This window comes from Ruegeria sp. AL2 (genome assembly GCF_056540845.1).
Genome location: NZ_JBQFXM010000018.1, coordinates 27,935 through 51,712, shown reverse-complemented (window position 1 = coordinate 51,712; position 23,778 = coordinate 27,935). Strand labels below are relative to the sequence as shown.

Annotated in this window: 25 protein-coding genes; 10 read left to right on the top strand and 15 right to left on the bottom strand. The window is 57.0% G+C overall.

Annotated elements, in window-relative coordinates; all coding sequences use genetic code 11:
* Positions 1 to 254 (bottom strand): hypothetical protein (locus ACR0ID_RS17145; protein WP_480607315.1); only part of this gene is annotated, 254 nt, incomplete at its 3' end.
* Here ACR0ID_RS17145 and ACR0ID_RS17140 point away from each other — a divergent pair.
* Positions 242 to 472 (top strand): type II toxin-antitoxin system CcdA family antitoxin, encoded by a 231-nt coding sequence (locus ACR0ID_RS17140; RefSeq protein ID WP_480520806.1) that lies wholly within the window; start codon positions 242 to 244, stop codon positions 470 to 472. The genes ACR0ID_RS17145 and ACR0ID_RS17140 overlap by 13 nt on opposite strands.
* Positions 472 to 771: a CcdB family protein gene (locus tag ACR0ID_RS17135; protein ID WP_480607312.1), complete on the top strand. Its 300-nt coding sequence runs from the start codon at positions 472 to 474 to the stop codon at positions 769 to 771. The genes ACR0ID_RS17140 and ACR0ID_RS17135 overlap by 1 nt, the downstream gene beginning before the upstream one ends.
* A gap of 54 nt (positions 772 to 825) precedes the next feature.
* Here the strand turns inward: ACR0ID_RS17135 and ACR0ID_RS17130 are convergent, their stop codons facing one another.
* From ACR0ID_RS17130 to ACR0ID_RS17115, 4 genes are read right to left on the bottom strand one after another with little or no spacing between them, the layout of a single operon-like run.
* Positions 826 to 1,770: a substrate-binding domain-containing protein gene (locus ACR0ID_RS17130; RefSeq protein ID WP_480607309.1), complete on the bottom strand. Its 945-nt coding sequence runs from the start codon at positions 1,768 to 1,770 to the stop codon at positions 826 to 828.
* 44 nt (positions 1,771 to 1,814) lie between these two features.
* Positions 1,815 to 2,822 carry an ABC transporter permease gene (locus ACR0ID_RS17125; RefSeq protein WP_480495892.1) on the bottom strand — a complete coding sequence of 336 codons (1,008 nt, stop codon included), beginning with the start codon at positions 2,820 to 2,822 and terminating at the stop codon, positions 1,815 to 1,817.
* Positions 2,822 to 4,345 (bottom strand): sugar ABC transporter ATP-binding protein, encoded by a 1,524-nt coding sequence (locus ACR0ID_RS17120; RefSeq protein ID WP_480607306.1) that lies wholly within the window; start codon positions 4,343 to 4,345, stop codon positions 2,822 to 2,824. The genes ACR0ID_RS17125 and ACR0ID_RS17120 overlap by 1 nt, the downstream gene beginning before the upstream one ends.
* Before the next feature lie 41 nt (positions 4,346 to 4,386).
* On the bottom strand, positions 4,387 to 5,940 hold the full coding sequence (locus ACR0ID_RS17115; RefSeq protein ID WP_480607303.1) for a UxaA family hydrolase: 1,554 nt from the start codon (positions 5,938 to 5,940) through the stop codon (positions 4,387 to 4,389).
* Positions 5,941 to 6,021: 81 nt separating this feature from the next.
* Here ACR0ID_RS17115 and ACR0ID_RS17110 point away from each other — a divergent pair, with 81 nt between their 5' ends.
* From ACR0ID_RS17110 to ACR0ID_RS17085, 6 genes are all read left to right on the top strand, one after another.
* Positions 6,022 to 6,759: a GntR family transcriptional regulator gene (locus tag ACR0ID_RS17110; RefSeq protein WP_480607299.1), complete on the top strand. Its 738-nt coding sequence runs from the start codon at positions 6,022 to 6,024 to the stop codon at positions 6,757 to 6,759.
* Complete coding sequence (locus ACR0ID_RS17105; protein WP_480607297.1) at positions 6,756 to 7,808, top strand: aldo/keto reductase; 1,053 nt, start codon at positions 6,756 to 6,758, stop codon at positions 7,806 to 7,808. Before ACR0ID_RS17110 ends, ACR0ID_RS17105 begins: the two co-directional genes overlap by 4 nt.
* Positions 7,798 to 8,226 (top strand): RbsD/FucU family protein, encoded by a 429-nt coding sequence (locus ACR0ID_RS17100; protein WP_480607294.1) that lies wholly within the window; start codon positions 7,798 to 7,800, stop codon positions 8,224 to 8,226. The genes ACR0ID_RS17105 and ACR0ID_RS17100 overlap by 11 nt, the downstream gene beginning before the upstream one ends.
* On the top strand, positions 8,223 to 9,053 hold the full coding sequence (locus tag ACR0ID_RS17095) for an amidohydrolase family protein (RefSeq protein WP_480607292.1): 831 nt from the start codon (positions 8,223 to 8,225) through the stop codon (positions 9,051 to 9,053). The genes ACR0ID_RS17100 and ACR0ID_RS17095 overlap by 4 nt, the downstream gene beginning before the upstream one ends.
* A 139-nt stretch (positions 9,054 to 9,192) precedes the next feature.
* On the top strand, positions 9,193 to 9,948 hold the full coding sequence (locus ACR0ID_RS17090) for an SDR family oxidoreductase (RefSeq protein ID WP_480607290.1): 756 nt from the start codon (positions 9,193 to 9,195) through the stop codon (positions 9,946 to 9,948).
* An 18-nt stretch (positions 9,949 to 9,966) separates the two neighbouring features.
* The gene (locus ACR0ID_RS17085; protein WP_480607287.1) at positions 9,967 to 10,809 is read left to right on the top strand and encodes a fumarylacetoacetate hydrolase family protein; all 843 of its coding nucleotides are present in this window, start codon (positions 9,967 to 9,969) and stop codon (positions 10,807 to 10,809) included.
* Positions 10,810 to 10,878: 69 nt separating this feature from the next.
* On the opposite strand, the gene katG is transcribed toward ACR0ID_RS17085, so the two are convergent.
* Positions 10,879 to 13,059 carry a catalase/peroxidase HPI gene (katG, locus tag ACR0ID_RS17080; protein ID WP_480607284.1) on the bottom strand — a complete coding sequence of 727 codons (2,181 nt, stop codon included), beginning with the start codon at positions 13,057 to 13,059 and terminating at the stop codon, positions 10,879 to 10,881.
* Between the two features lie 107 nt (positions 13,060 to 13,166).
* On the opposite strand from katG, the gene ACR0ID_RS17075 reads away from it, so the two are divergent.
* The gene (locus ACR0ID_RS17075; protein WP_480520830.1) at positions 13,167 to 14,099 is read left to right on the top strand and encodes a hydrogen peroxide-inducible genes activator; all 933 of its coding nucleotides are present in this window, start codon (positions 13,167 to 13,169) and stop codon (positions 14,097 to 14,099) included.
* Positions 14,100 to 14,130: 31 nt separating this feature from the next.
* On the opposite strand, the gene ACR0ID_RS17070 is transcribed toward ACR0ID_RS17075, so the two are convergent.
* From ACR0ID_RS17070 to ACR0ID_RS17060, 3 genes are read right to left on the bottom strand one after another with little or no spacing between them, the layout of a single operon-like run.
* Positions 14,131 to 14,466, bottom strand: a complete 336-nt coding sequence (locus tag ACR0ID_RS17070; protein ID WP_480477599.1) for a carboxymuconolactone decarboxylase family protein — start codon at positions 14,464 to 14,466, stop codon at positions 14,131 to 14,133.
* An 11-nt stretch (positions 14,467 to 14,477) separates the two neighbouring features.
* Positions 14,478 to 15,236, bottom strand: a complete 759-nt coding sequence (locus tag ACR0ID_RS17065) for an amino acid ABC transporter permease (protein WP_480477601.1) — start codon at positions 15,234 to 15,236, stop codon at positions 14,478 to 14,480.
* 9 nt (positions 15,237 to 15,245) lie between these two features.
* Positions 15,246 to 15,986 (bottom strand): amino acid ABC transporter ATP-binding protein, encoded by a 741-nt coding sequence (locus ACR0ID_RS17060; RefSeq protein WP_480607281.1) that lies wholly within the window; start codon positions 15,984 to 15,986, stop codon positions 15,246 to 15,248.
* Positions 15,987 to 16,107: 121 nt separating this feature from the next.
* Here ACR0ID_RS17060 and ACR0ID_RS17055 point away from each other — a divergent pair, with 121 nt between their 5' ends.
* Positions 16,108 to 16,878: a transporter substrate-binding domain-containing protein gene (locus ACR0ID_RS17055; protein WP_480607278.1), complete on the top strand. Its 771-nt coding sequence runs from the start codon at positions 16,108 to 16,110 to the stop codon at positions 16,876 to 16,878.
* Between the two features lie 73 nt (positions 16,879 to 16,951).
* On the opposite strand, the gene ACR0ID_RS17050 is transcribed toward ACR0ID_RS17055, so the two are convergent.
* The 6 genes from ACR0ID_RS17050 to ACR0ID_RS17025 all read right to left on the bottom strand — a co-directional run bounded on the left by ACR0ID_RS17050 (position 16,952) and on the right by ACR0ID_RS17025 (position 23,542).
* Positions 16,952 to 17,908: a dipeptide ABC transporter ATP-binding protein gene (locus ACR0ID_RS17050; protein WP_480607275.1), complete on the bottom strand. Its 957-nt coding sequence runs from the start codon at positions 17,906 to 17,908 to the stop codon at positions 16,952 to 16,954.
* Positions 17,905 to 18,882 (bottom strand): ABC transporter ATP-binding protein, encoded by a 978-nt coding sequence (locus ACR0ID_RS17045; RefSeq protein WP_480488833.1) that lies wholly within the window; start codon positions 18,880 to 18,882, stop codon positions 17,905 to 17,907. The genes ACR0ID_RS17050 and ACR0ID_RS17045 overlap by 4 nt, the downstream gene beginning before the upstream one ends.
* Before the next feature lie 4 nt (positions 18,883 to 18,886).
* Positions 18,887 to 19,789, bottom strand: a complete 903-nt coding sequence (locus tag ACR0ID_RS17040) for an ABC transporter permease subunit (RefSeq protein ID WP_480488831.1) — start codon at positions 19,787 to 19,789, stop codon at positions 18,887 to 18,889.
* Positions 19,789 to 20,796 carry an ABC transporter permease subunit gene (locus ACR0ID_RS17035; RefSeq protein WP_480477613.1) on the bottom strand — a complete coding sequence of 336 codons (1,008 nt, stop codon included), beginning with the start codon at positions 20,794 to 20,796 and terminating at the stop codon, positions 19,789 to 19,791. Before ACR0ID_RS17035 ends, ACR0ID_RS17040 begins: the two co-directional genes overlap by 1 nt.
* Positions 20,796 to 21,890: a M24 family metallopeptidase gene (locus tag ACR0ID_RS17030; protein ID WP_480607272.1), complete on the bottom strand. Its 1,095-nt coding sequence runs from the start codon at positions 21,888 to 21,890 to the stop codon at positions 20,796 to 20,798. Before ACR0ID_RS17030 ends, ACR0ID_RS17035 begins: the two co-directional genes overlap by 1 nt.
* 68 nt (positions 21,891 to 21,958) lie before the next feature.
* Positions 21,959 to 23,542, bottom strand: a complete 1,584-nt coding sequence (locus ACR0ID_RS17025; RefSeq protein WP_480495867.1) for an ABC transporter substrate-binding protein — start codon at positions 23,540 to 23,542, stop codon at positions 21,959 to 21,961.
* Positions 23,543 to 23,778 lie beyond the last annotated feature (236 nt).

The following is a 23,778-nucleotide window of genomic DNA, read 5'->3' as shown; positions in this document are numbered from 1 at the left end:
AACTCATGCAGAAAAACGGCCCCTTCAAAAACCTCTTCGACCAACAGTTCAATAAACACAAACAAAAAGTCGCAGAGTAATAGGGGGAGCTCAAGAACAGAGCGCAATGCTCTTTTCAGGCCAATAACTTCCTGATTGCCACGTGCCGTTGAACAGAGATTTTCCGCGCGTCGAGCAATATGCGCATGTTTGACGCGCATATGGCGTAGTGGTAAAATGGCGCAGTCTTGAGGGTAACCAAATGAATGCTCCATCTCGTAGACCGACAAATCTATCACTGGATGGCGATATACTGTCCGAGGCGCGGGATCTGAAGATCAACCTGTCCCGGGCAGCCGAAGACGGCATTCGGGCCGCAGTCGCCAGCGCAAAAGCTGAACGCTGGAAAGCCGAAAACAAGGCCGCACTTGAGAGTTCCAACGCGTATGTCGAGCATAATGGCTTACCGCTGGATACCTACCGACAGTTCTGATGCCAAAATACGACGTGTTCCCCAACCCGTCAGGTGACGGGTATCTTCTGGACATCCAGAGCGATCTGCTGTGCGGGTTGAACACACGCGTCGTCGTGCCCCTGCTTCCCGAAGCGACGGCGCCGATCCCAGCCACCCGGCTCAATCCCGTCTTTGATATCCAGGGCAAACCGTTTGTAATGGCGACCCAATTCATGGCTGCCGTTCCGGTGGGCATTCTAAAATCGCCAGTCGACAACCTTGATGATCACTTTGCGCAGATCACCGCCGGCATCGACATGCTGATGCAGGGATTCTGACAAGCTTCTGGCCCTTGGAGAACCAAGAGCCAGGAACAAGTATGACAATGAAAATCAGTCGTACAGCACTGCCGCGATCTTCGGATCGTCGATGTTGGATGCGTCGTAGTAGTAGAACCCGGTATCAATCAGGGCAGGAACTTCTTCGCCCTTCATCGCAGCTACAGCAGCCTTGACGGTTTCATACCCGATGCCCACGGGATTCTGAGTGATTGCACCCGCCATCAACCCGCTTTTGATCGCATCTTTCTGGGCCTTACCGCTGTCATACCCGATGATGACCAGCCCCTCGGTCCCCAGTTCTTGCACCCCGTTCACCACACCGATGGCCGAGCCCTCGTTGGTGCCGAAGATGCCATTCAGATCGGGGTTCGCCGTCAGGATTGCTTTGGTCACCTCGGTCGATTTCAGGTGGTCACCCTGACCGTATTGAACCGTGACAACTTCGATGTCCGGGTATTTTTCAGCAATACGATTGACGAAGCCGTCACGCCGATCAATGCCTGTGCGGCTGGTCTGGTCATGCGCAACAACGGCCACTTTGCCTTTGCCGCCAATCATCTCGGCCATCTTGTCCGCAGCCAGCGCAGCCGCGGCCTGATTGTCTGTGGTTGCTGTAGAAACCGGAATGTCGCTGTCAACGCCACTGTCAAAGGCGATGATCGGAATGCCTTTTTCATCAGCTTGCTTCAACAGTGGAATGGCGGCCTGGCTGTCCAGAGCGGCAAAACCGATGGCCTTGGGGTTATTGGCCAAGGCCGCCGCCAGCATGTCGATCTGACGATCCACCATGGTTTCGTTGTCCGGGCCTTCAAAGGTGATCGTGACACCGGATTCCTCGGCGGCTTGTTCCGCACCCGACTTTACCGCCTGCCAGAACTGGTGCTGAAACCCTTTGGACACCAGCGGAATATATATGTCTTCCGCTGATGACATTGATGCAGGTATCGAAAGGCTGGCCGCACTCAGGGCCCCCAAAATGAAACGACGTGTTAGCATGTCTTCTCCTCCAGTTGGTCTTCGTTTCTAATTTTTGTGAATGTTCAACCTGTCTTCCTGCGCCGCGCCATATCGGCGTAAACGGCCAGAATGATGATCGCGCCGGTGACAACGGTCTGCCATTCCTGCGCGACGGACAGCACCCGCAAACCATTGGTCAGAACTGCCATGATCAGGGCACCGATCAGGGTGCCAAGGATCGTACCGCGCCCACCGGACAGGGACGTGCCCCCGATCACGACGGCAGCAATAGCTTCCAGCTCGTAGCCAAGCCCCAGCGCGGGCTGCGCCGAATTCAGACGCGACGCGATCAGGATTCCACCGATACCGCAGATCGCACCTGCCAAAGCGTAAATGCGCATCTTCCAAAGATCGGTATTCACCCCCGAAAGGCGCACCGCTTCTTCGTTCGATCCCAGCGCAAAGGTGTATCTGCCCAGAACCGTGCGCCCCAGAATGTACGAAGCTGCAATGGCAACAAGGAAAAGGATCAGCACGCCATTTGGGATCGGCAAAGCAGGGAAAACCTCTCCGATCAGCGACCCGCGCGAAATCTGGTCAAAACCCGGCGTGTCGTTGAAGTAGATGGGCCGCGTGCCCGAGATCACCAGCGACAACCCTTTTAGGATCAGCATCATACCTAGCGTGGCAATGAAGGGCGGGATTTTCATCTTGGCGACAAAGGTGCCCGAACACAGCCCGCAGAACGCACCCGCCGCAATCGCTGCCACAACCCCCAGCAACAGCGGCATTCCGAGATAGGTCAGCGCGACACCGGCAATGACGGCGCAGAACGTCATCAAAGTTCCCACGGACAGATCGATCCCGCCAGTTATGATGACCAGTGTTGCAGCAACCGCCAGCACCCCATTGACCGATGTCGCCTGCAAAATGGCGATCATGTTTGAGGTTTGCATGAAATTCGGCGACGCGATTGAAAACCCGATCAGCAAGGCAATCAAGCTGGCGAAGGCCAGCAGCTTTTGATAGGCGCCACTTTCGGAGAGACCCGCCAGCGGGCTTTTCTTTTCGATATCCGTTGCTGAGGTCATTACGCTGTTCCTGTTACCTGCATCGCTGCCACCCGCTGGGTCGCCAGATGCATGATATCTTCCTGAGTGGTGTCTTTGCCGCCCGGCAGAATGCCGGTCAGCCGGCCTTCACACATCACAGCGATGCGATGGCTTAGGCGCATGATCTCGGGCAGTTCCGACGAAATCACGATGATCGTCTTGCCCTGCCCGGCAAGTTCTTCCAGCAGCTTGTAGATTTCAGATTTTGCGCCCACGTCGATGCCACGCGTGGGTTCATCGAAAATCAGGATATCGCAATCCCGCAGCAGCCATTTGGCAATGACAACTTTCTGCTGATTGCCCCCGGACAGAAGACGCACCTCCTGCGTGTCCGAAGGCGTGCGAATACCCAGCTGCATTATGTAACTCTTGGCTGTCGTGCTGATTTCACTGTCGTTCAGAACACCGACACGTCCGGTGAACATATCCATCGACGCCAAGGCAACATTGTCACGAACGCTCATCCCAGTGGCGAGGCCGAAATGCTTGCGATCCTCGGAAAGATAGCCAATGCCCGCCTTGACGGCATCGGATGGCGTGCGGATCGAGACCACCTGCCCATGCACCCGGATTTCTCCGCTATCCTTGGGATCTGCCCCGAAGATTGCCCGCGCAACTTCGGTACGTCCGGCCCCCATCAGCCCGGCAAAGCCCAGGATTTCACCCTTCAGAACCGAGAAGCTGACATCGTGGATTTCGTGACCCCGACACAGCCCGGTCACTTCCAGCGAAACTTCGGCATCGCTCAGATCGGGGGGAACCAGCGGCTCTTCCTTGACTTCGCGACCCACCATCATCGCGATAATCTGGCTGATCGGCGTTGCTGCCGCGTCAACTGTGCCAACGTATTCTCCGTCGCGCATCACCGTGACCCGGTCAGCGATCTGCTTCAGCTCATCCATTTTGTGGCTGATATAGACAATGCCCACGCCTTCGGCCTTCAGACGGCGGATGATGACGAACAGCTCGGCAATTTCAGCATCGTTTAGGGCCGCGGTCGGTTCATCCATGATCAGAACCCTGGACCGGAAAGACAGGGCCTTGGCGATCTCGACCATCTGTTGTTTGGCGATGGTCAGACTGCCGACCTGCGCCCTGGGGTCGAGGTTTAGGTTCATGGACGCAAAAATCTCGGCTGTCTGTGCATTCAACTCGGCATCGTTCAGTCGTCCAAACCGTTTGCGAGGTTCGCGGCCAATAAAAATATTCTGTGCCACCGTCAGATCATTCATCAGGCTCAGTTCCTGATGGATGATACCGATACCCAAAGCCTGCGCCTCGCGTGGCGTGGTTGGGTTTGCATTACGCCCTTCGATTTGCAGTGTGCCGCCGTCGCGCTGATAGATCCCCGAGAGGATTTTCATCAGCGTGCTTTTGCCTGCACCGTTCTCGCCCATCAGCGCATGGACTTCACCGGGCACCAGATCGAACTGCACTGATTTCAGCGCATGGACTCCGGGAAAGTGTTTCTCGATCCCCGACATGTCGACCAGTTTTGTCATTTACCCTCCCAAACACCCCTCTCCCCAAGGGGTGGTGCGGCCTACATCACCGCGCCGATTTGCCAGGGGACAAATTCGACCCCACCAAAGCCAAGTTCTTCGCTTTTTGTTTGTTCACCCGATGCAACGCGGATCAGCATTTCGAACAGCTCTTCGCCTTTTGCCTGGATGCTCACGCCGTCTGTGACGATGTCCCCACAGTTCAGATCCATGTCTTCTGACATCCGGGCATACATTTCGGAATTGGTTGCCAGCTTGATGCAGGGCGTTGGTTGATAACCCGAAACCGAGCCTCGCCCTGTGGTAAACACGATCAGGTTCGCGCCTGATGCCACCTGCCCCGTGACCGAGCATGGGTCGAAACCGGGGCTGTCCATGAAAACAAACCCGGTCCTGTCGATTTTCTCGCCAAACTTGTAAACACCGCGCAAGGGCGCGGTTCCGCCTTTGGCGACAGCGCCCAGCGATTTCTCAAGAATGGTCGTCAACCCGCCGCGCTTGTTGCCGGGGCTAGGGTTGTTGTTCATCTCACCACCGTTGCGGTGAGTATACCCCTCCCACCAGCGAATGCGTTCTATCAGCTTTTCCCCGACTTCAACGGTCTCGGCCCGCCGGGTCAAAAGGTGTTCTGCACCGTAGATTTCCGAGGTTTCGGACAAAATCGTCGTACCGCCATGCCGCACCAACAGATCCGACGCATAGCCCAAAGCAGGATTGGCGGTGATCCCGGAATAGCCATCCGACCCACCGCATTGCATTCCAACCGTTATCGCACTGATCGGCGCAGGTTCGCGTTCGGCCTTGTTCGCGAGTTCGGCAATCCCGCGCAGCTCGTTCAATCCACGTTCAATGGTACGGCGCGTACCGCCCTCACTCTGAATGGTCATGTAACGCAGCACGCCATCAGGACGGATCGGACGACCCCCAACCAGATCGGCTACCTGCATCACCTCGCACCCCAAACCGATCAGAAGGATACCGGCGAAATTCGGGTGCTGGGCATATCCAGCCAATGTCCGGAACAGTGTGGCATAGCCTTCATCTTTTCCCGACATCCCGCATCCGGTGCCATGAACGATCGGGACGATACCGTCCACATTCGGGTACGCGTCCAACAAGCTCCGTTTCTCGGTGGCTTCGGCTATGAACCTCGCCACGGAGCCAGAGCAATTCACCGTTGTCAAAATGCCGATGTAGTTGCGCGTGCCGACCTTGCCATCGGCGCGGTGGAAGCCCTGGAAGATACGGGAGCCTGAAATCTCGGGCAGCGGCGTGTTCGCGCTTGCATATGCGTAGTCCTGCTGATGCGTCCCCATACCCAGATTATGGACATGAACATGCTCGCCTGCGGCGATATCCGCTTTGGCCTGACCTATGATCTGTCCATAGCGGATCACATTCTCACCTGCCGCAATCGGGGCGGTGGCGATCTTGTGCCCGCGTGCGATTTCCGTGGGAAGCTGCACCGATAACCCATCCGGTTGCGCGCCGGCTTTCAGGTCGCGCAACGCGATGATCACGTTGTCATCCGGGTTCAGCCGGATTGTGTCACGGGCGGGGCCGCCCTGGGCTTTGATCTCTGAAACTGGGTGCATGGATTCCCCGCTTGTTCGCCACAGAGCTACGGGGATAATCCGCTCTTGTCAACTAACATGTTAGTATGATAGTTCAGATTTATGAACCACCCATACGACATTGACGCCACCCGCCTGCCCGACATTTCAACACTTGAGGGGTCGCTCGCGCAGCGGGTTTACCAATCCATCAAACAGGCGATCCTGGCATTGGATTTCCCTCCCGGCGCTAACCTTCGGAAGGCGCCGATCTGCGCGCAGTTGGGTGTGTCCCGCGCACCTGTCGCGGACGCCATAACCAGGCTTTCCGCCGAAGGGCTGGTGGATGTGGTGCCGCAATCGGGTACACGTGTGTCCTATTTCTCGATGGATGAAATTCGCGAAGGCGCCTTTCTGCGAGAGGCCTTGGAGCTGGCAACAGTGGCCAAGGTTGCGCGTGACCTGACCGAAGATCAGCGCAAAAAGCTGAGCCGCAATGTGCGCCTGCAAGAGCTGTTGATCGAAGATGAAGACATTGCCGGGTTTTACCACGCAGATGAGGAATTCCACGCCCTGTTGATGGCGTTCACCGGGATGCTTCGCCTGCCGGATGTGGCACAGACCGTGTCGCTACAGGTCAGCCGCGCACGGATGTTGCTGTTGCCGACACCCGGCCGCATTGCGGAAACACTGTCCGAACACCGGGCGATATTCGATGCCATCAGTGCCCATGACGAACGTGCGGCACAAGACGCCATGCGCCATCACCTTGGGCAACTGATGCCTCGGATCGAACGGCTGCAACAGGACAGACCGCAGCTGTTCAACTTAACGCCCCAAACCACCCGAGAGGCAGGATGACCGTTTCGCAAACCGCCCTTCTGAACAACAGAACGTCCCGGCCCGTGCCACTGACCCGCATGGGGTTTGGCGGCGCACCTTTGGGCAATCTTTATCGCAAGGTCTCGGATGCTGATGCGCAAGCTGCGCTCCAATCCGCATTTGACACAGGCATCCGGTTTTTCGACACCGCGCCGCAATACGGGTTGGGCCGGTCCGAGTATCGCTTTGGCGAAGCGATCAGGCGGTTTGGACGTGAGAACATCCAGCTATCGACCAAAATTGGTCGTCTACTACTGGATTGCGAACCACATGAGGTGACGCCCGAAGCGTTTGTGGACGTTCCGCAGAAACGCATTGTGTTCGACTATACCTATGACGGCGTCATGCGGTCATATGAGGCAAGCCGGGACCGGATCGGTGTTGCCAATGCAGACATTCTTCTGGTGCATGACGTCTGCGCTTTCAGTCAGGGAAGTCAGGAAATGTCAAACGCCAAAGTGCGCGAGTTGTTCGATGACGGCGGTTACAAGGCGCTGGTTGAACTGCGAGACGCAGGCGAGATCGCCGCGATTGGCGCGGGCGTGAACGAATGGCAGGTTTGCGAGAAACTGCTGGGTCTTGGCGATTTCGACGGATTTCTTCTGGCGGGTCGGTATACGCTTTTGGAACAGGAAGCCTTGAACAGTTTTCTGCCGCTATGCGAGAAACGCGATGTGGGCATCATTCTGGGCGGGCCGTATAACTCGGGCATCCTCGCTACCGGAGCGGTGCCAGGGGCCAAGTATAACTATTCCGATGCGCCTGAGGATATTCTTGGACGGGTGCGCAGGATCGAAGCCGTCTGTGCGGCCCATGGCACACCACTGATCGCAGCCGCGCTGCAATTTGTTCTAGGACACCCCGCCGTGAAAACGGTTGTTCCGGGCGCTGTTAACGCGGCCGAGGTTCAAGCCAATGTCGCCCTGCTGGAACGCTCCATCCCCGCCCAGCTTTGGTCAGACCTGCGTACCGAAGGCCTGATCCGGTCAGATGCCCCCTTGCCCAAGGAACCTGTCAATGCTGCGTAACCTCGACCCGCTGCTGTCTCCTGAATTGCTGTACGCCCTGCGCGCCATGGGCCATGGCGATGACATCGTTATTGCAGATGCCAATTTCCCGGGCTCAAGCCTTGGGCCCGACTGCATCCGTGCAGACGGTTCAACGGCAAGCGACCTGCTTGGCGCCGTGTTGTCTGTCATGCCGCTGGATACATTCGTGCCCGACCCCGCGCTGACCATGCAGGTTGTCGGTGATCCCGAAGCCGTGCCTGAGGCCGTCGCAGATTTCCAAAAGATCATCGACGCGCAGGCTGACAACCCCGCGCAAATTCAGAGTCTGGACCGGTTCGACTTCTACCAACGCGCGGCATCCGCATTTGCCATCATTCAGACCGGCGAGCGCAGGCTCTACGGCAACATCATCCTGAAGAAGGGCGTGATCGCATGAAAATCGACGCCCATCAGCATTTTTGGGCGCTGTCGCGTGGCGACTATGGGTGGCTGACACCGGACTTGAGCCAGATTTACCGGGACTTCGGGCCAGATGACCTTGCGCCATTGTTGCAAGCACAGAGCATCGACGGGACAATTCTGGTTCAGGCCGCGCCGACCGTCGCCGAGACGGAGTACCTGTTGTCATTGGCGGACAAGGCACCTTTTATCAAAGGTGTGGTTGGCTGGGTCGATTTTGACACTCCGGATTCGAGCGCGCATATCGCCAAGCTTGCCGCTCATCCCGCTTTGGTTGGTCTGCGGCCAATGATTCAGGATATCGCTGATCCGAACTGGATGCTCGGCGCGGCCCTGAGACCTGCCTTTGAGGCCATCCAATCTAACGATCTGACTTTCGATGCCCTCACCCTGCCCCGGCACCTGGGGCCGTTGCGTCAACTTCTGGCGCGGCACCCGGACATGCGGGTTGTGATCGACCATGGCTCGAAACCTCTGATCCGTGACGGCGTACTTGGCGGATGGGCCGAAGACATGGCCGCCATCGCGCGAGACACCAACGCGTTCTGCAAATTGTCCGGTCTCGTCACCGAAGCTGCGCCTGACTGGACGGTTCGGGACCTGTACCCCTATGTGGATCACCTACTGAACACGTTCGGACCATCGCGGTTGATCTGGGGCAGCGACTGGCCGGTCTGCACACTGGCCAGCAGCTATGAACGCTGGATCGATGCAACCGATGAACTGCTAAGCGCACTTTCCTCCAATGACTGCGAAACCATCCTCGGAGGGAATGCGGCCAAGGCTTATCACATCAGGATTTGATGGTGCTGCACCGGACCCCAAACACGTGACGCCCTGCTTTGCGCCCGCTGATCCTGACCAGTGTTTTCCCTGAGGCGCGAACAGACGGGTAGTTATCCCCAACACACCACCCGGTTTCGGGAAAACCATGAGGACCAGAATGACATCGCATCAGCCTTCTGACCGACTAAAAGGCAAAACCGCATTCATCAGCGCCGCTGGACAGGGCATCGGACGTGCCACGGCCGAACTGTTCGCAGCCGAAGGCGCGCATGTCTTTGCCAGCGACATCAACGAAACCAAATTGGCCGAGCTTTCGGAAATCGAAGGGATCTCTCCGATCCATCTCGACGTGACTGACGCGCATGCCGTGAAACGAGCCGTGGCTGAGTTGCCACCGCTGGATATCCTGTTCAATTGCGCGGGTTACGTGGCAAACGGGACCATTCTTGAGTGCGAAGAGGACGACTGGGATTTCAGTTTCGATCTTAATGTGAAGGCCATGTATCGCCTGATCCGCCTGACCCTGCCCGCGATGTTGAAAAACGGCGGGGGGTCGATCATTAATATGTCCTCGGTCGCCTCGTCGATGAAGGGCGTTCCAAACCGGTTTGTATATTGCGCATCAAAGGCTGCCGTAATTGGCCTGACCAAGTCGATCGCCGCCGATTTTGTCACGCAGGGCATCCGGTGCAATGCAATCTGCCCCGGCACTGTCAACAGCCCCAGCCTGCACGAGCGTTTGCGGGCGACAGGCGACTACGAAAAGGCGATGACGGATTTCATCGCCCGTCAGCCGATGGGGCGCATTGGAACCGCGGACGAGATTGCCGATCTGGCGCTCTACCTTGCGAGCGACAGCAGTGCATTTACCACTGGTCAGCCCTTTGCCATTGATGGCGGATGGGCGATTTAAACTGAAAGGGATCACAATATGAAACTACTGCGGTTTGGCGCCTTGGGTGCTGAAAAGCCCGGGCTGCTGCACGACGATGGCACAATTCGCGACCTGTCAGGCGTCATCGACGATATTTCGGGCGACGTTCTCAGCGACGAAGGGTTGACGCGACTGCGCGCGCTGGATCCACGAGATTTACCGATGGTTGAAGGCAACACCCGTTTAGGGGCATGTGTCGGCCATGTGGGCAAGTTCATTTGCATCGGCCTGAACTATGCCGACCACGCGGCAGAAAGCGGTATGGAATTGCCGCAGGAACCTGTGATCTTTTTCAAGGCGACATCGGCCATTATCGGGCCGAACGACACGGTGGAAATCCCGCGCGGGTCCGTCAAGACCGACTGGGAGGTCGAGTTGGGCGTGGTGATCGGCAAGGAAACAAAATACATCTCCGAGGCCGAAGCGATGGATCACGTCGCTGGCTATTGCGTGGTCAATGACCTGTCGGAACGTGATTTTCAGCTTCACCGCTCGGGGCAGTGGGTCAAGGGCAAGTCGGCAGATACATTCGGCCCCATCGGTCCGTGGCTGGTGACGCGGGACGAGGTTGCAGACCCACAGAACCTGCCGATGTATCTTGAGGTCAACGGCCACCGTTATCAGGACGGCTCGACCCGGACGATGCATTTCGGGGTGGCAACTGTGATCTCACACCTGTCGCAATTCATGTCTTTACAGCCGGGCGATGTGATCTCGACCGGAACTCCGCCGGGTGTGGGCATGGGGCAAAACCCGCAAGTCTATCTGAAACCCGGCGACACGATTGAACTGGGCATCGAAGGCTTGGGTGTTCAAAAACAGAATGTGATCGCGGGATAATCGGTCACTACCAGATGTCAGCCCGAACACGATATCAGGCGAGGTTTCCCTCGCCTGATATTTTTTGACTTAGGCTACCAGATCGAACCGGTCGTTGTTCATGATCTTGGTCCAGGCCGCTACGAAGTCGCGCACGAACTTCTCGGCATTATCGTCCTGGGCATAGACCTCGGCGTAGCCACGCAGGATCGAGTTCGAGCCGAAGACCAGATCCGCGCTGGTTGCGGTGAACCTGACCTCACCCGAAGCACGATCACGCAGCTCATAGGTGCCGCCATCGACCGGATGCCAGCTAAGCGACATATCCGTCAGATTGACGAAGAAGTCGGTGGTCAACTGACCCACGCGATCCGTGAAGACCCCATGCTCTGATCCACCGTGATTGGCACCCAGCACACGCAGGCCACCAACCAGAACCGTCATCTCGGCTGCGGTCAAACCCAGTAGTTGCGCGCGATCCAGCATCATCGCCTCGGGTGATACAGCGTATTCCTTCAGCTGCCAGTTTCTGAACCCGTCCGCCAGCGGCTCCAGCACCGAGAAGCTGTCGGCATCGGTCTGCTCATCCGTCGCATCGCCGCGACCGGCCGAGAATGGAACCGCCACGTGAAAGCCTGCGGCTTTGATCGACTGTTCTAGACCAACGTTGCCCGCCAGAACGATCACGTCGGCAATCGAGGCCCCGGTTTCCGCGGCAATAGGCTCCAGCACGCCCAGCACTTTTGCCAGACGCTCGGGCTCGTTCCCTGCCCAGTCTTTCTGTGGTGCCAGACGGATACGCGCACCGTTTGCGCCGCCGCGTTTGTCCGAGCCACGGAAGGTACGGGCGCTGTCCCATGCGGTGGTGATCATCTCGACCGCGGTCAGACCGCTGTCGGCGATCTTTGCCTTGACGGCACCGACGTCATACGCGGTCGAACCGGCAGGGATCGGGTCCTGCCAGATCAGCTCTTCTGACGGGACGTTTGGGCCATAGTAGTTGACGCGTGGCCCCATATCGCGGTGGGTCAGCTTGAACCACGCGCGGGCAAAGGTGTCAGCAAAGTAATCCGGGTCGGCCATGAACTTCTGACAGATCGCGTTGTAAATCGGATCGATCTTCATTGCCATGTCCGCATCGGTCATGACCGGCATACGCCGAACCGAAGGGTCGGTCGGGTCGACCGGCTTTTCATCTTCCGGCATGTCGATAGGCTGCCACTGTTGTGCACCCGCGGGCGATTTACCCAATTCCCACTCATATCCGAACAGGTAATCGAAAAAGCCCATGTCGAATTTGGTCGGGTTTTTCGTCCACGCACCCTCGATACCAGAGGTGAATGCGTTGGTTGCCTTGCCGTTCTGATCGGGGTTGTTCCAACCCAGGCCCTGACCGGAGACCGGGCAGGCTTCGGGCTCGGCACCGATATGATCGCCTGCCATCGCACCATGGGCTTTGCCGACTGTGTGACCACCGCAGGTCAGCGCCGCCGTCTCTTCGTCATTCATCGCCATACGGGCAAAGGTTTCGCGGATGTGCAGAGCAGTTCTTGCAGGATCTGGATTGCCGTTCACACCTTCGGGGTTCACATAGATCAGACCCATGTGCACCGCGCCCAGCGGGTTTTCCAGCGTGCCGGGGGTTTCCAGATCGCCATAGCGGTTCTCGGACGGAGCCAGCCACTGGTTTTCCGAACCCCAGTAGACGTCTTTTTCCGGGCCCCAGATATCTTCGCGGCCAAAGCCAAAGCCAAAGGTCTTCAGACCCATGGATTCGTAGGCAACCGTTCCCGACAGAACAATCAGGTCTGCCCAGGACAGCGCATTGCCGTATTTCTTTTTCACCGGCCACAACAGACGGCGCGCTTTATCAAGGCTGGCATTATCCGGCCACGAGTTCAGCGGTGCAAAACGGATGTTGCCCGAGCCTGCGCCACCACGACCATCCCCCAGACGGTACGACCCGGCAGAGTGCCACGCCAGTCGGATCATCAGGCCGCCATAGTGGCCCCAATCGGCCGGCCACCAGTCCTGACTGTCGGTCAGCAACGCTTCGACGTCAGCACGAACAGCGTTGAAATCCAGCCCTTTGACTGCCTCGCGGTGGTTGTAATCCGCGTCCATCGGGTTGGTGCGGGTGTCGTGCTGGCTCAGAATGTCCAGGTTCAGCGCATCCGGCCACCATTTGGTGACAGAGTTGCCCGTGCCCGTGTTCCCGCCATGCAAGACTGGGCAGCCGCCGGATTGGTGATTGTGGGGATTACCGTCCATTGTAAATCTCCTGAGTATTTACCGAGGGGTTCAGATGTCTTGACTCGTACCTTACGGTTTCGATAATTGGAAATTTGTAATTACTATCGTTGCAATTAATTTTTCCTATGAAGTCACTCACACTTAAACACCTGCGCTACTTCGAAGCGCTTGCCACCCACGGCCACTTTGGCAAGGCGGCGGCGGCCAGCGCGATATCGCAACCCGCGCTTTCCATACAAATCAAGGAGCTGGAGGCCATCATGGGTGGCCCCTTGGTCGAACGCGCAGCGCGTGAAACCCGCCTGACCGCGCTTGGCGAGGATGTCCTAAAACATGGCCGCGAAATCCTGACGCGGGTCGAGGATTTGGGGAATCTTGTGCAATCTTCCGCTGGTCCCTTGTCGGGTCGCATCAGAATCGGGGTCATCCCCACGGTCGCGCCTTATTTGCTGCCATCAATCATTAAGGCACTGTCGCAACGATTCCCGCAGCTGACGATCGAACCCAAAGAGACCATCACCCAAACCCTGATCGGCGAAATTTTGGACTCCAGACTGGATTTTGCCGTTGTCGCTTTGCCGGTCTCGGAACCCAGCCTTCGGGAATTTTCGTTGTTTAACGAAGACTTTCTGCTGGTTCGCCCGGCGCGGGACGCCGGGTTGCCAATGCCAAGTTCGTCACAGCTCAGAACCATGCGGCTGCTGTTGCTGGAAGAAGGGCATTGTTTCAGGGATCAGGCGCTTTCATTCTGTTCGATCCGCAATATCGAACCGCAACACATTATGGAGGGCAGTTCTCTGTCCACATTGGTGCAGATGGTCGGGGCGGGCATCGGTGTGACGCTGATACCGGAAATGGCCGTGGGGCTGGAAACCCGGTCTGCCGACGTGTCCATCGCCCGCTTTCAGGATACTCCACCAACCCGGACCATCGGCCTGATCTGGCGAAAGACCAACCCGCTGGGCGAAAACCTCCTGAAAATTGGCGCAATTATTCGCAAAACCGCCGAAGAAAACGCTGGAGGCATGGGGCAAATGAAACCGGAACCAAACGGATGATCACTAACCGCTTTAGTGATTTGCGTGGCAATTACCCGGAAAACACATCATAAGCCTTCAACGCTTTGGCGCTGTAGGCATAAGACGGCCCGCCACCCATATAGGTCGCCATCGCCAATGCCTCGCACATCTCGTCTCGGGTGGCACCCAGCCGGACAAGGGAACGCACGTGAAATCCGATGCAGCTGTCGCAGCGGGTCGCAATGGCGATGCCAAGGGCCATGAATTCCTTGGTTTTCTCACTCAGCGCGCCATCGGTCTTGGCGGCCTTGCCCATGATGCCAAAGCCGCGCACGGTTTCGGGCACCTCCTTCGAAAAAGTTCCGATATTGGCCTCGGTCTCGGCCATGAAAGCTTTCCAGTCCATATCCATTCTCCTTAACCGCGCTCGTCCGCGCCCATGCGACGCTCCAGCCAGCGCACACCGGCACTGATGATCAGAACCAGGATCAGGTATTCAAAGATCAACAGGGTATAGATTTCCAACGGGCGGTATTCCGTGACCACCAGCTCATTCGCGCGCCGGGTCAGTTCCTGCATCCCGATGACGCTGGCGAATGCGCTCATCTTGACGATGTAGATGAACTGGTTTGCCAAGGGCGGCAGAATGCGCCGGATTGCCTGCGGCAGGATCACATAGCGCATGGTCTGCATATAGTTCAGCCCGATGGTCTGCGCCGCTTCGCTCTGACCACGCGCAATGGATTGAATTCCTGCGCGGTAAATCTCGGCAGTGAAGGCGCTGTCAGAAATCGCCAATGTGATGATCGCACCCCAAAAGGGATCGATGGGGACATTCATGCCCATCGACTTGAACACAATGGGCAATCCGTAAAAGACCCAGAACAGCATCGGCAGCAGGGGAATGGCGCGAATGAATTCAACGTAAACACGGTTGACCAGCCGCCAGCCGCGTTTCTCGGACAATCCCGGCAGGGCCACCATCAGCCCCAGTACGATCGACAACACGGCCGCGATCAGTGAAATCTGGATCGTTGCCCCCATCCCTGAGATCAGGAATTTTACATTGATCCAACCCGATGCTGTGGTCGGGTTGATCACATACCAACCCCAGGTCTGGGACGACGAACAGCCTGTGAGCATCAGCAGGGGCATTATCATAAAGAGTTTTTTCATCTGCCCCTCTTAGTGCTGCAGTATCTGAGACAGGAATTTGCGACACCGATCAGACTGAGGGTTGGAGAAGAAATGTTCCGGCTTGCCTTCTTCGACGATCTCACCAGCATCCATGAAGATCATCTTGTCAGCCACTTTGCGGGCAAACCCCATCTCGTGGGTCACGACCACCATGGTCATGCCCTCATTCGCCAGTTCCACCATAACTTCCAACACTTCCGAGATCATCTCGGGGTCCAGCGCCGACGTGGGTTCATCAAACAGCAGCACGCGCGGTTCCATGCATAAGGATCGCGCGATGGCCACGCGTTGCTGCTGACCGCCAGACAACTGCATGGGCTTTTTGTCCGCCTGATCGGGGATATGTACCCGATCCAGATAATGGCGTGCTTTTTCCTCTGCGTCCTTCCGGCTCAGGCCGCGCGCTTTGATCGGACCTAAAGTCAGGTTTTCCAAGACGGTCAAATGCGGAAACAGATTGAATTGCTGGAACACCATTCCGACATCGGACCGTATGGTTGCCGTAGACTTGGCGTCATCCGACAGCTCAACCCCATCTACCCGAATGATACCTTTCTGGTGTTTTTCCAACCGGTTGATACATCGAACGACCGTGGATTTGCCTGACCCCGAAGGCCCGCAAATCACCACCTTTTCGCCGCTGCTGACCGTCAGGTTGATGTCCTTGAGAACGTGAAATTTGTCATACCACTTATTCACGCCCACAAGTTCGATTGCGGCGCCTGCCATAAGCTGAACTGCCCCCGTTTTTGCCCCATAGTAATATTTTCTTGAGGTTATCTTTCCCTTTGGACTGAAATCAATGAGGATTGCAATCACAAGGTCGTAACGCCACCAACGGGAGATACCTATGAGCGTTTTTTGGAAAGCCGCGGCGGTTGCCGTGTTGGGGCTTGTATTGTCCGGTTCCGCACAGGCGCAATCTGCGCTGAACGAGGTGCTGGATTCCGGCGTTCTCAAGGTTGGGACCACAGGTGACTGGAACCCGATGACACTGCGTGACCCGGCAACCAACAGCTACAAAGGGTACGACATCGACATCATGAATGCATTGGCCGCCGATCTTGGAGTTGAGGTCGAATTTGTCCCCACCGACTGGAAAACACTGGTGAATGGTGTGGTCGCGGGCAAGTACCACCTGACCGGGTCGGCATCGATTTCGCCACCGCGCATGAAAGTTGCAGGTTTTTCGGACAGCTATATTTCGGTCGAACTTTTTCCCTACACCACCAAGGACAAGGCTGACAAATTCGACGGGTATGACTCGATCAACCAGACCGGTGTGAAAGTCGCGACGACTTTGGGCACCACATTCGAAAAACGGGTCCGCGAATGGTTCCCGAACGCCGAGATCAAGGTGGTCGAGGCCCCGGCCCGCGGGTATCAGGAAGTAATCGCCGGTCGTGCTGATGTATTCATCACGTCGAACATCGAGGGCTCGACCCTAGAGGAGAAGTTTCCTGTTATCCGCGTGAAAAACGCCGGCCCCCGATCACCTTCGCCGATTGCGATGATCCTGCCACAAGGCGATCAGATCTGGATCAACTATGTGAACAACTGGATCGAGGTTAAAAAAGCAGAAGGTTTTTTTGAAGCAAACCGCGAGAAATGGGGGCTCTGACGCCTTCAAGGACGTGCGGATTTCCTGACGCCCGGTCCTATGGCCCGGGCGTTTTCGTCTGCCATCTGGTTCTTCAGAAAAGAGGATGCAGACACGCGACCTGATGGGTTTTGTCATCCAGTTCAGGCAATGTTTGCCTGCACTGGTCCGTCGCAAGCCAGCATCGTTGCGCAAAAGCGCACCCTTTCGGGATATTCATCGGTGACGGCAATTCGCCTTCCAGCTTGATCCGCTCTTTCCGGGCATCCGGGTCGGCACGGGGCGTCGTGGACAGCAACGCCTTGGAGTACGGATGTCGGGGTGCCGCGAACAGCTGCTCTTTCGGGCCTTTTTCAACCGCGCGCCCCAGATACATGACAATCACATCATCGGCGAAATGCCGGACAACCGACAAGTCATGTGAAATGAACAGGTAGGCCAAGTTCAGCCGTTCCTGAAGATCGACCAGCAGGTTCAGGATCTGCGATTGAATCGAAACATCCAGCGCCGAAACAGGTTCATCCAGAACCAGCACCTTGGGATCCAGCATAAGCGCCCGCGCAATGGCGATCCGCTGGCGCTGCCCACCCGAGAACATATGCGGATAGCGGTCATAATGTTCCGGGCGCAGGCCCACCATCTCGATCATCTTGCGAGCGTGCTTTTCACGGTCGGCGGCTGTCATCTGTGGCCGGTTGATGATCAGCGGTTCCTGCAGGATCTGCCCGATGCGCTGACGCGGATTCAACGAGCTATAGGGGTCTTGAAAGACGATCTGCACCGTCTCTCGCATCTTGCTCCATTGCGAAGGGGTAATTTCGACCCCGTTTATCGTCAGGCTGCCCGAGGTTGGTTCTTCGATCATTGTGATCAGTCTGGCCAGCGTAGACTTGCCACAGCCTGACTCTCCGACAATGGCCAATGTTTTTCCCGGTTGCAGGTCGAAATCCACCCCCGACAGCGCCTTTACGGTTGCGGGTTTGGACAGCAACCCGCCTTTGACCGTGTAAAACCGGGCCAGGGCGTTGGCCTGAACGATAGGTGTGGTCATACCAGCTCTCCGGCGGCAATCTTTTCAACATAGTGACAGCGCGCTTTGCCAAATGCCTCGGCATGAGGGGTCGGCGGGGTCTGAGCGCAGGTCGCATCGGCAAAGCGGCACCGTGGGCTGAAAAGGCATCCTTTTGGCCGGTCGAATTGCCCCGGGACAACACCTGGAATCGTCGGCAGAATCTTGGACGTTGCCCGCTCCGGCAAAGCACTTAGCAGGGCCGTGGTATAGGGATGACGCGGCGTTCGAAACAAATCCCTGACAGGCTGTTCTTCAACCTTTTGCCCGGCATATTGCACCTGAACCCGCTCGGCGGTTTCCGCCACGACACCCATGTCATGGGTGATCAGAACCAGACCCATGCCATGCTCATTACGCAACCGGATCAACAGATCCAGAATCTGCGCCTGAATGGTCACGTCCAGCGCCGTGGTCGGTTCATCCGCGATCAGCAGCTTGGGGTTGCAGGCAATGGCCATCGCGATCACAACCCGTTGGTTCATGCCCCCTGACATCTGATGCGGAAAGGAATTCAGGCGGCTTTCAGGCGCGGGAATGCCAACCTGATCGAACAATTCGACCGCACGCTCGTGACGCTCTTTTCGGTTCAGGCCAAGGTGGATGCGCAATGCCTCTTTGATCTGAAACCCGACAGTAAAACAGGGGTTCAGCGAGGACATCGGTTCCTGAAAGATCATCGCCATGTCCTTACCAATGATCTTGCGCCGTTCGCGGGCCGAGATACCGGACAGGTCACGGCCCTCAAAGCTCATCTCATCGGCGGTGATCGTGGCGGTCCAGGGCAGCAAGCCCATCAGTGCCAGCATCGACACGGACTTGCCCGAACCGCTTTCGCCGACGATGGCCAGCAATTCGCCTTTGTCGACCGACAGATCGACACCGTCCACGGCGCGGAAACTACCCGAAGATGTGGCGAACTCAACAGTCAGATTACGGATCTGCAAAAGGCTCATGCGATCAGCTCCGTTTCAGTTTCGGGTCCAGCGCATCCCGCAACCCGTCACCCATCAGATTGATGGCAAGCACGGTGACCAGAATCGCGAGACCGGGGAAGGTTACAACCCACCATGCGCGCAGGATGAACTCGCGCGCTTCAGCCAGCATGGTGCCCCATTCTGGTGTGGGGGGCTGCGCGCCCATGCCCAGAAACCCAAGGGCCGCCGCGTCCAGAATGGCAGTCGAAAAAGACAGGGCCGCCTGAACGATGATTGGCGCCAGACAGTTGGGCAATACCGTGATGAACATCAGCCGCGACTTGCCAGCACCGGCCACACGAGCCGAGGTCACATAGTCTTTCTGCCGTTCCGCCAGAACCGACGCGCGGGTCAGGCGCACGTAATGCGGTTGAAACACGATGGCGATAGCAATCATCGCATTGGTCAGTGATGGGCCCAGAATGGCGACCAGAACAAGGGCGAGCAGCAGAGACGGGAAAGCCAGGACGATGTCCATCACCCGCATAATCAACGTATCAACCCATTTGGGCGCAAAACCCGACAGAAGGCCGACCATTACGCCGCCCGTTACGGCAACACAGACCACAACGATCCCCACAAAGAAGGAATAGCGTGAACCCATGATCAGCCGCGACAGCATATCCCTGCCCAATGGATCGGTGCCCAACGGGAAGGCCCAGCTTCCGCCTTCCTGCCAGGCAGGGGGTTGCAGGATATGGTCCCGGAACTGTTCGGTCGGATCATAGGGGGCCAACAAAGGGGCAAAGGCCGCACAGAACACAAAGGCGGCAAAAACCCACAACCCGATCACGGCACCGCGGTTTTCGCTGAAATAGTACCAGAACTCTCGCAGTGCGCTGGGACGATTTTCAGCCATTGGTTGGTTCGACGAAAGCTCGGTCATCATCGTCTCCGGATTTTGGGGTTGATGATGCCGTACAAAACATCGACCAGCAGGTTCACCAGCATCACGATCACCGCGATCATCAGCAAACCCCCTTGCACCACCGGGTAATCCCTGCGGAAAATACTGTCGACCATCCACTTGCCGATGCCCGGCCAGCTGAAGATGGTTTCAGTAAGAATTGCCCCCGCCAGCAACGTACCAACCGACAACCCGATCACCGTGACAACCGGTATCAGCGCGTTACGTAGCGCATGCAGCCCGTTTACCCGGGTCGGCGACAACCCTTTGGCACGCGCGGTGCGGATGTAATCCTCGCCCAGAACCTCCAGCATCGCCGACCGGGTCTGACGCGCGATCACGGCCAGCGGAATAGTACCCAGCACAATCGTCGGAAGGATCAGATGACGAACGGCCGACCCGAATGCGCCTTCCTGTCCGGACAAAAGACTGTCGATCAGCATAAAGCCAGTGACACTTGGGAAGTAATAAAGCAGGTCGATCCGGCCGGACACCGGTGTCCAGCCAAGATTGCCCGAAAACACGATGATCAGCAGCAGCGCCCACCAGAAGATGGGCATCGAATATCCGACCAATGCCGAAGACATCAGTGCCCTGTCAAAAAACTTCCCCCGGTTCACCGCCGCAATCACGCCGGCAGGCAGACCCAATGCGATGGCGAAGATCATGGCGCAGAGCGAAAGTTCCATTGTCGCGGGGAACAGCGAAAAGAACTCCTCCCAGACCGGTTTTTTGGTGACAAAGCTTTCGCCGAGATCGCCCTGCAAAACTCCGGCAAGGTATTCCCAGTATTGCTGCAACACCGGTTTGTCGAAACCCAGCTTTTCTACCATTTCCTGGTAGCGTTCTTCAGTCATGCCGCGCTCGCCGGCCATAACGATGATCGGATCACCCGGTAGCACCCGGATAAACATGAATGAAATCAACGTCACGCCCAGAAAGGTCGGGACGAACAGGCCAATGCGGGTGAGTAAGTAACCAAACATCAGCGACCTATGATTGTAAGCTCTTTGGGGAAATGGGTCAGCGACCGGCAGCCATCCTCAGTGACAAGCACATCATCTTCGATGCGAACGCCAAAACTTTCGAGCGCATACAGACCTGGTTCATTCGTCCAGACCATACCCGGCAGGATTTTCTGATGATTCCCACGCATGATATAAGGTGCCTCATGCACATCCCGACCCAACCCGTGACCCGTTTTGGTGCGAATACGATCCGCAAATGGCGAGGCCTCGAGCACGCTTATGACCGCATCGTCTATGTCATGGGCCGCTACACCAGGGCGGCAGGCTTCGAACCCGGCTTTGTTGGCGCGCAGAACGGTGTCGTAGACTTCCCTGCCCTCGTCCGACACGTCCTGAACAAAGAAGGTTCGCGTAATGTCGGCGGCGAAACCATCTTTGCGGGCACCGAAATCGAACAGTAACGCGTCGCCTGCCCTGATCTGGTAGTCGTTGCGCGCTTTCCCATGCGGCCGTGCCGAATTGTCGCCAGCCGCTACGATGGGTGAAAACGCCAGTGACTCGGCCCCTTCTGCAAACAGCGCCTGTATCAGGGCTTGCTCGATCTGTTCTTCGGTCTGGCCGACACGCACATCTGCAATCACACGACCCAGAGCACGTTCCGAGATATCGATGGCCGCCTGCATCGCAGCAATGTCTTCATCGGTCTTGATTATGCGCAGGCCCGAGATTTCGCGTTCACCGTCGACGATCCGTAAGCCCGGCAAAGCACGGGTGAACGCCGCAGAGACGAAAACCCGCATCACCTGACCTTCCACCGCAAGCGAGCGGATCGGCATTTGTGCGGCCAATGCGGTAAACGCATCGTCATAACCGGTCTGATCGCGCCAATCGAAAACAGCGCCCTCGAATCCGACAAGATCCCATGAGGCCAGTTCCAGATTGGGCACAATCGCTGCGGCCTGTCCCTCAGGCGGGACAACAACCACGAAGGGCCGTTCGTGGCTCATGAAAGCTTTTCCCAAAGCGCGGGTGAAATTCGGGCCAGGTACAAGAGCAACAGCGTCGACTGACATGTCCCGTGCCAGTTGACGATATTCGGACAGATCCGGCATTCAGGCCGACCTCCTCAATAAGAAAGCCGGAGCCGCCAAACAGGCGGCTCCGGTGAGTGAGTGGTGGCTTACTCGACGCTCACACCATAGAAGATGTGGCCGCCCAGCGGGTGCACTTTGTAACCTTGCACCTTGTTGCTCATCGGCATGAATACAACCGAGTGAGCAATGGTTGCCCATGGGGCCTGCTCTTTAAACACGACCTGAGCTTCTTCATACAGTTTGGTCCGCTCGGCCTGATCGGTGCTTTGCTTGGCTTTCAGGATCAGATCCTCGAACGGCTGGTGGCACCATTGCGCGCGGTTCGATGCTTCGACACCGTCACAGCCCAGCAGAACGGCCAGGAAGTTGTCCGGATCGCCGTTATCCCCGGTCCAGCCCAGCAGAACAGCACCGTCGCGGTTCAGTTCTTTCGAGCGTGACAGGTATTCGCCCCATTCGTACGAGACGATTTCGACGCCCACACCAACCTTGGCAAAATCGGCCTGAATCAGCTCGGCCATGCGGCGGGCATTAGGGTTATAGGGGCGCTGAACCGGCATCGCCCAGACCTTCATCGACAGGTCCGAGACGCCTTCGGCCTCAAGCATGGCCTTGGCCGCTTCGGGATCATATGGATCGTCCGCGATGGCGTCGTTATAGCCCCACATGGTTGGCGGGATCGGGTTCTTGGCAGCCTGGCCCGAGCCCTGGAAAACCACGTCGATGATCGCCTGCTTGTCGATCGCCATGTTCAACGCCTTGCGAACCTTGGGGTTGTCGAACGGCGCCATCGTGGTGTTGTAGGCAAGATACCCGACGTTCAGCCCTTCCTGCTCCATCATGTTGATGTCTGCATCATCCTTCATCGCCTGAATGTCAGCCGGGTTCGGGTAAGGCATCACATGGCACTCGCCAGCTTTCAGCTTCTGGTAGCGAACAGACGCGTCCGGCGTAATGGCAAAGATCAGGTTTTCGACCTGCGCCGGTTCCTTCCAATAATCGCCATTGGCGGCATAGCGGATCACCGCGTCTTTCTGGTAGGCCACGAACGAGAAAGGCCCGGTCCCGATGGGTGCGGTATTCAGTTTCTCAGGCGTGCCGGCAGCCATCATGGCATCGCCATATTCGGCTGACATGATCGATGCAAAATCCATCGCCATATTCGCAACAAAAGGTGCCTCTGGCTTGGACAGGGTGAACTTCACCGTGTAGTCATCAATCTTTTCGATAGAAGAGACCAGATCCGGCATCCCCATACCCTGGAAGTATTCCCACGTGCCGCCAGACACTTGGTTATAGGGGTGGTTCTCGTCCTTTTGGCGCATGAACGAGAAGATTACGTCATCGGCGTTGAAATCGCGGGTCGGGGTGAATTCATCATTCGAATGGAATTTGACACCCTGGCGCAGCTTGAAGGTGTATTCCAGGCCATCATCACTGGCCTCGACACTTTCAGCCAGGCCGGGGATCACGTTGGTTGTACCGGTTTCGAATTCCAGCAACCGGTTATAAATAGGATGCGACGAGGCATCAAAGGTTGTTCCTGCGGTAAACAGTGCAGGGTCAAACCCCTCGGGTGAACCTTCGGAACAATACACCAGGGTATTTGCCTGTGCCACGGCACCCGACAGGGCTATTGCCGTGGTTGCGGCCAGAAGATTGAGTTTCATGATTTTCTCCCAGAAATGGACTTGGCAAGACAATCGCATGGCTCTTTGTCGTCAGAGCGTTCAGTAACAATACAGGTCGTTGCGATATCCCTGACAAATGTATCCAAAATACAAAACCTGTTGTCAACCGGCTCTGTCACTGACTTTCGTGAATGATGCCCCGTTGACAGGGTGTGTCATGAACCTGAAAGCGCCCTGCCCCTAGGAAATCGCGAAGGGCGACACTAACATTTCAC

Excerpts from the sequence above, each read along its gene's own strand:
- ACR0ID_RS17045 (WP_480488833.1), bottom strand. The coding sequence starts at position 18,882 with ATGAGCCTTTTGCAGATCCGTAATCTGACTGTTGAGTTCGCCACATCT.
- ACR0ID_RS17070 (WP_480477599.1), bottom strand. The coding sequence starts at position 14,466 with ATGGACTGGAAAGCTTTCATGGCCGAGACCGAGGCCAATATCGGAACT.
- ACR0ID_RS17065 (WP_480477601.1), bottom strand. The coding sequence starts at position 15,236 with ATGAAAAAACTCTTTATGATAATGCCCCTGCTGATGCTCACAGGCTGT.
- ACR0ID_RS17140 (WP_480520806.1), top strand. The coding sequence starts at position 242 with ATGAATGCTCCATCTCGTAGACCGACAAATCTATCACTGGATGGCGAT.
- ACR0ID_RS17100 (WP_480607294.1), top strand. The coding sequence starts at position 7,798 with ATGCTGCGTAACCTCGACCCGCTGCTGTCTCCTGAATTGCTGTACGCC.
- ACR0ID_RS17035 (WP_480477613.1), bottom strand. The coding sequence starts at position 20,796 with ATGTTTGGTTACTTACTCACCCGCATTGGCCTGTTCGTCCCGACCTTT.
- ACR0ID_RS17055 (WP_480607278.1), top strand. The coding sequence starts at position 16,108 with ATGAGCGTTTTTTGGAAAGCCGCGGCGGTTGCCGTGTTGGGGCTTGTA.
- ACR0ID_RS17125 (WP_480495892.1), bottom strand. The coding sequence starts at position 2,822 with ATGACCTCAGCAACGGATATCGAAAAGAAAAGCCCGCTGGCGGGTCTC.
- ACR0ID_RS17105 (WP_480607297.1), top strand. The coding sequence starts at position 6,756 with ATGACCGTTTCGCAAACCGCCCTTCTGAACAACAGAACGTCCCGGCCC.
- ACR0ID_RS17095 (WP_480607292.1), top strand. The coding sequence starts at position 8,223 with ATGAAAATCGACGCCCATCAGCATTTTTGGGCGCTGTCGCGTGGCGAC.
- ACR0ID_RS17085 (WP_480607287.1), top strand. The coding sequence starts at position 9,967 with ATGAAACTACTGCGGTTTGGCGCCTTGGGTGCTGAAAAGCCCGGGCTG.
- ACR0ID_RS17120 (WP_480607306.1), bottom strand. The coding sequence starts at position 4,345 with ATGACAAAACTGGTCGACATGTCGGGGATCGAGAAACACTTTCCCGGA.
- ACR0ID_RS17050 (WP_480607275.1), bottom strand. The coding sequence starts at position 17,908 with ATGACCACACCTATCGTTCAGGCCAACGCCCTGGCCCGGTTTTACACG.
- katG (WP_480607284.1), bottom strand. The coding sequence starts at position 13,059 with ATGGACGGTAATCCCCACAATCACCAATCCGGCGGCTGCCCAGTCTTG.
- ACR0ID_RS17075 (WP_480520830.1), top strand. The coding sequence starts at position 13,167 with ATGAAGTCACTCACACTTAAACACCTGCGCTACTTCGAAGCGCTTGCC.
- ACR0ID_RS17040 (WP_480488831.1), bottom strand. The coding sequence starts at position 19,789 with ATGACCGAGCTTTCGTCGAACCAACCAATGGCTGAAAATCGTCCCAGC.
- ACR0ID_RS17135 (WP_480607312.1), top strand. The coding sequence starts at position 472 with ATGCCAAAATACGACGTGTTCCCCAACCCGTCAGGTGACGGGTATCTT.
- ACR0ID_RS17030 (WP_480607272.1), bottom strand. The coding sequence starts at position 21,890 with ATGCCGGATCTGTCCGAATATCGTCAACTGGCACGGGACATGTCAGTC.
- ACR0ID_RS17025 (WP_480495867.1), bottom strand. The coding sequence starts at position 23,542 with ATGAAACTCAATCTTCTGGCCGCAACCACGGCAATAGCCCTGTCGGGT.
- ACR0ID_RS17110 (WP_480607299.1), top strand. The coding sequence starts at position 6,022 with ATGAACCACCCATACGACATTGACGCCACCCGCCTGCCCGACATTTCA.
- ACR0ID_RS17115 (WP_480607303.1), bottom strand. The coding sequence starts at position 5,940 with ATGCACCCAGTTTCAGAGATCAAAGCCCAGGGCGGCCCCGCCCGTGAC.
- ACR0ID_RS17090 (WP_480607290.1), top strand. The coding sequence starts at position 9,193 with ATGACATCGCATCAGCCTTCTGACCGACTAAAAGGCAAAACCGCATTC.
- ACR0ID_RS17130 (WP_480607309.1), bottom strand. The coding sequence starts at position 1,770 with ATGCTAACACGTCGTTTCATTTTGGGGGCCCTGAGTGCGGCCAGCCTT.
- ACR0ID_RS17060 (WP_480607281.1), bottom strand. The coding sequence starts at position 15,986 with ATGGCAGGCGCCGCAATCGAACTTGTGGGCGTGAATAAGTGGTATGAC.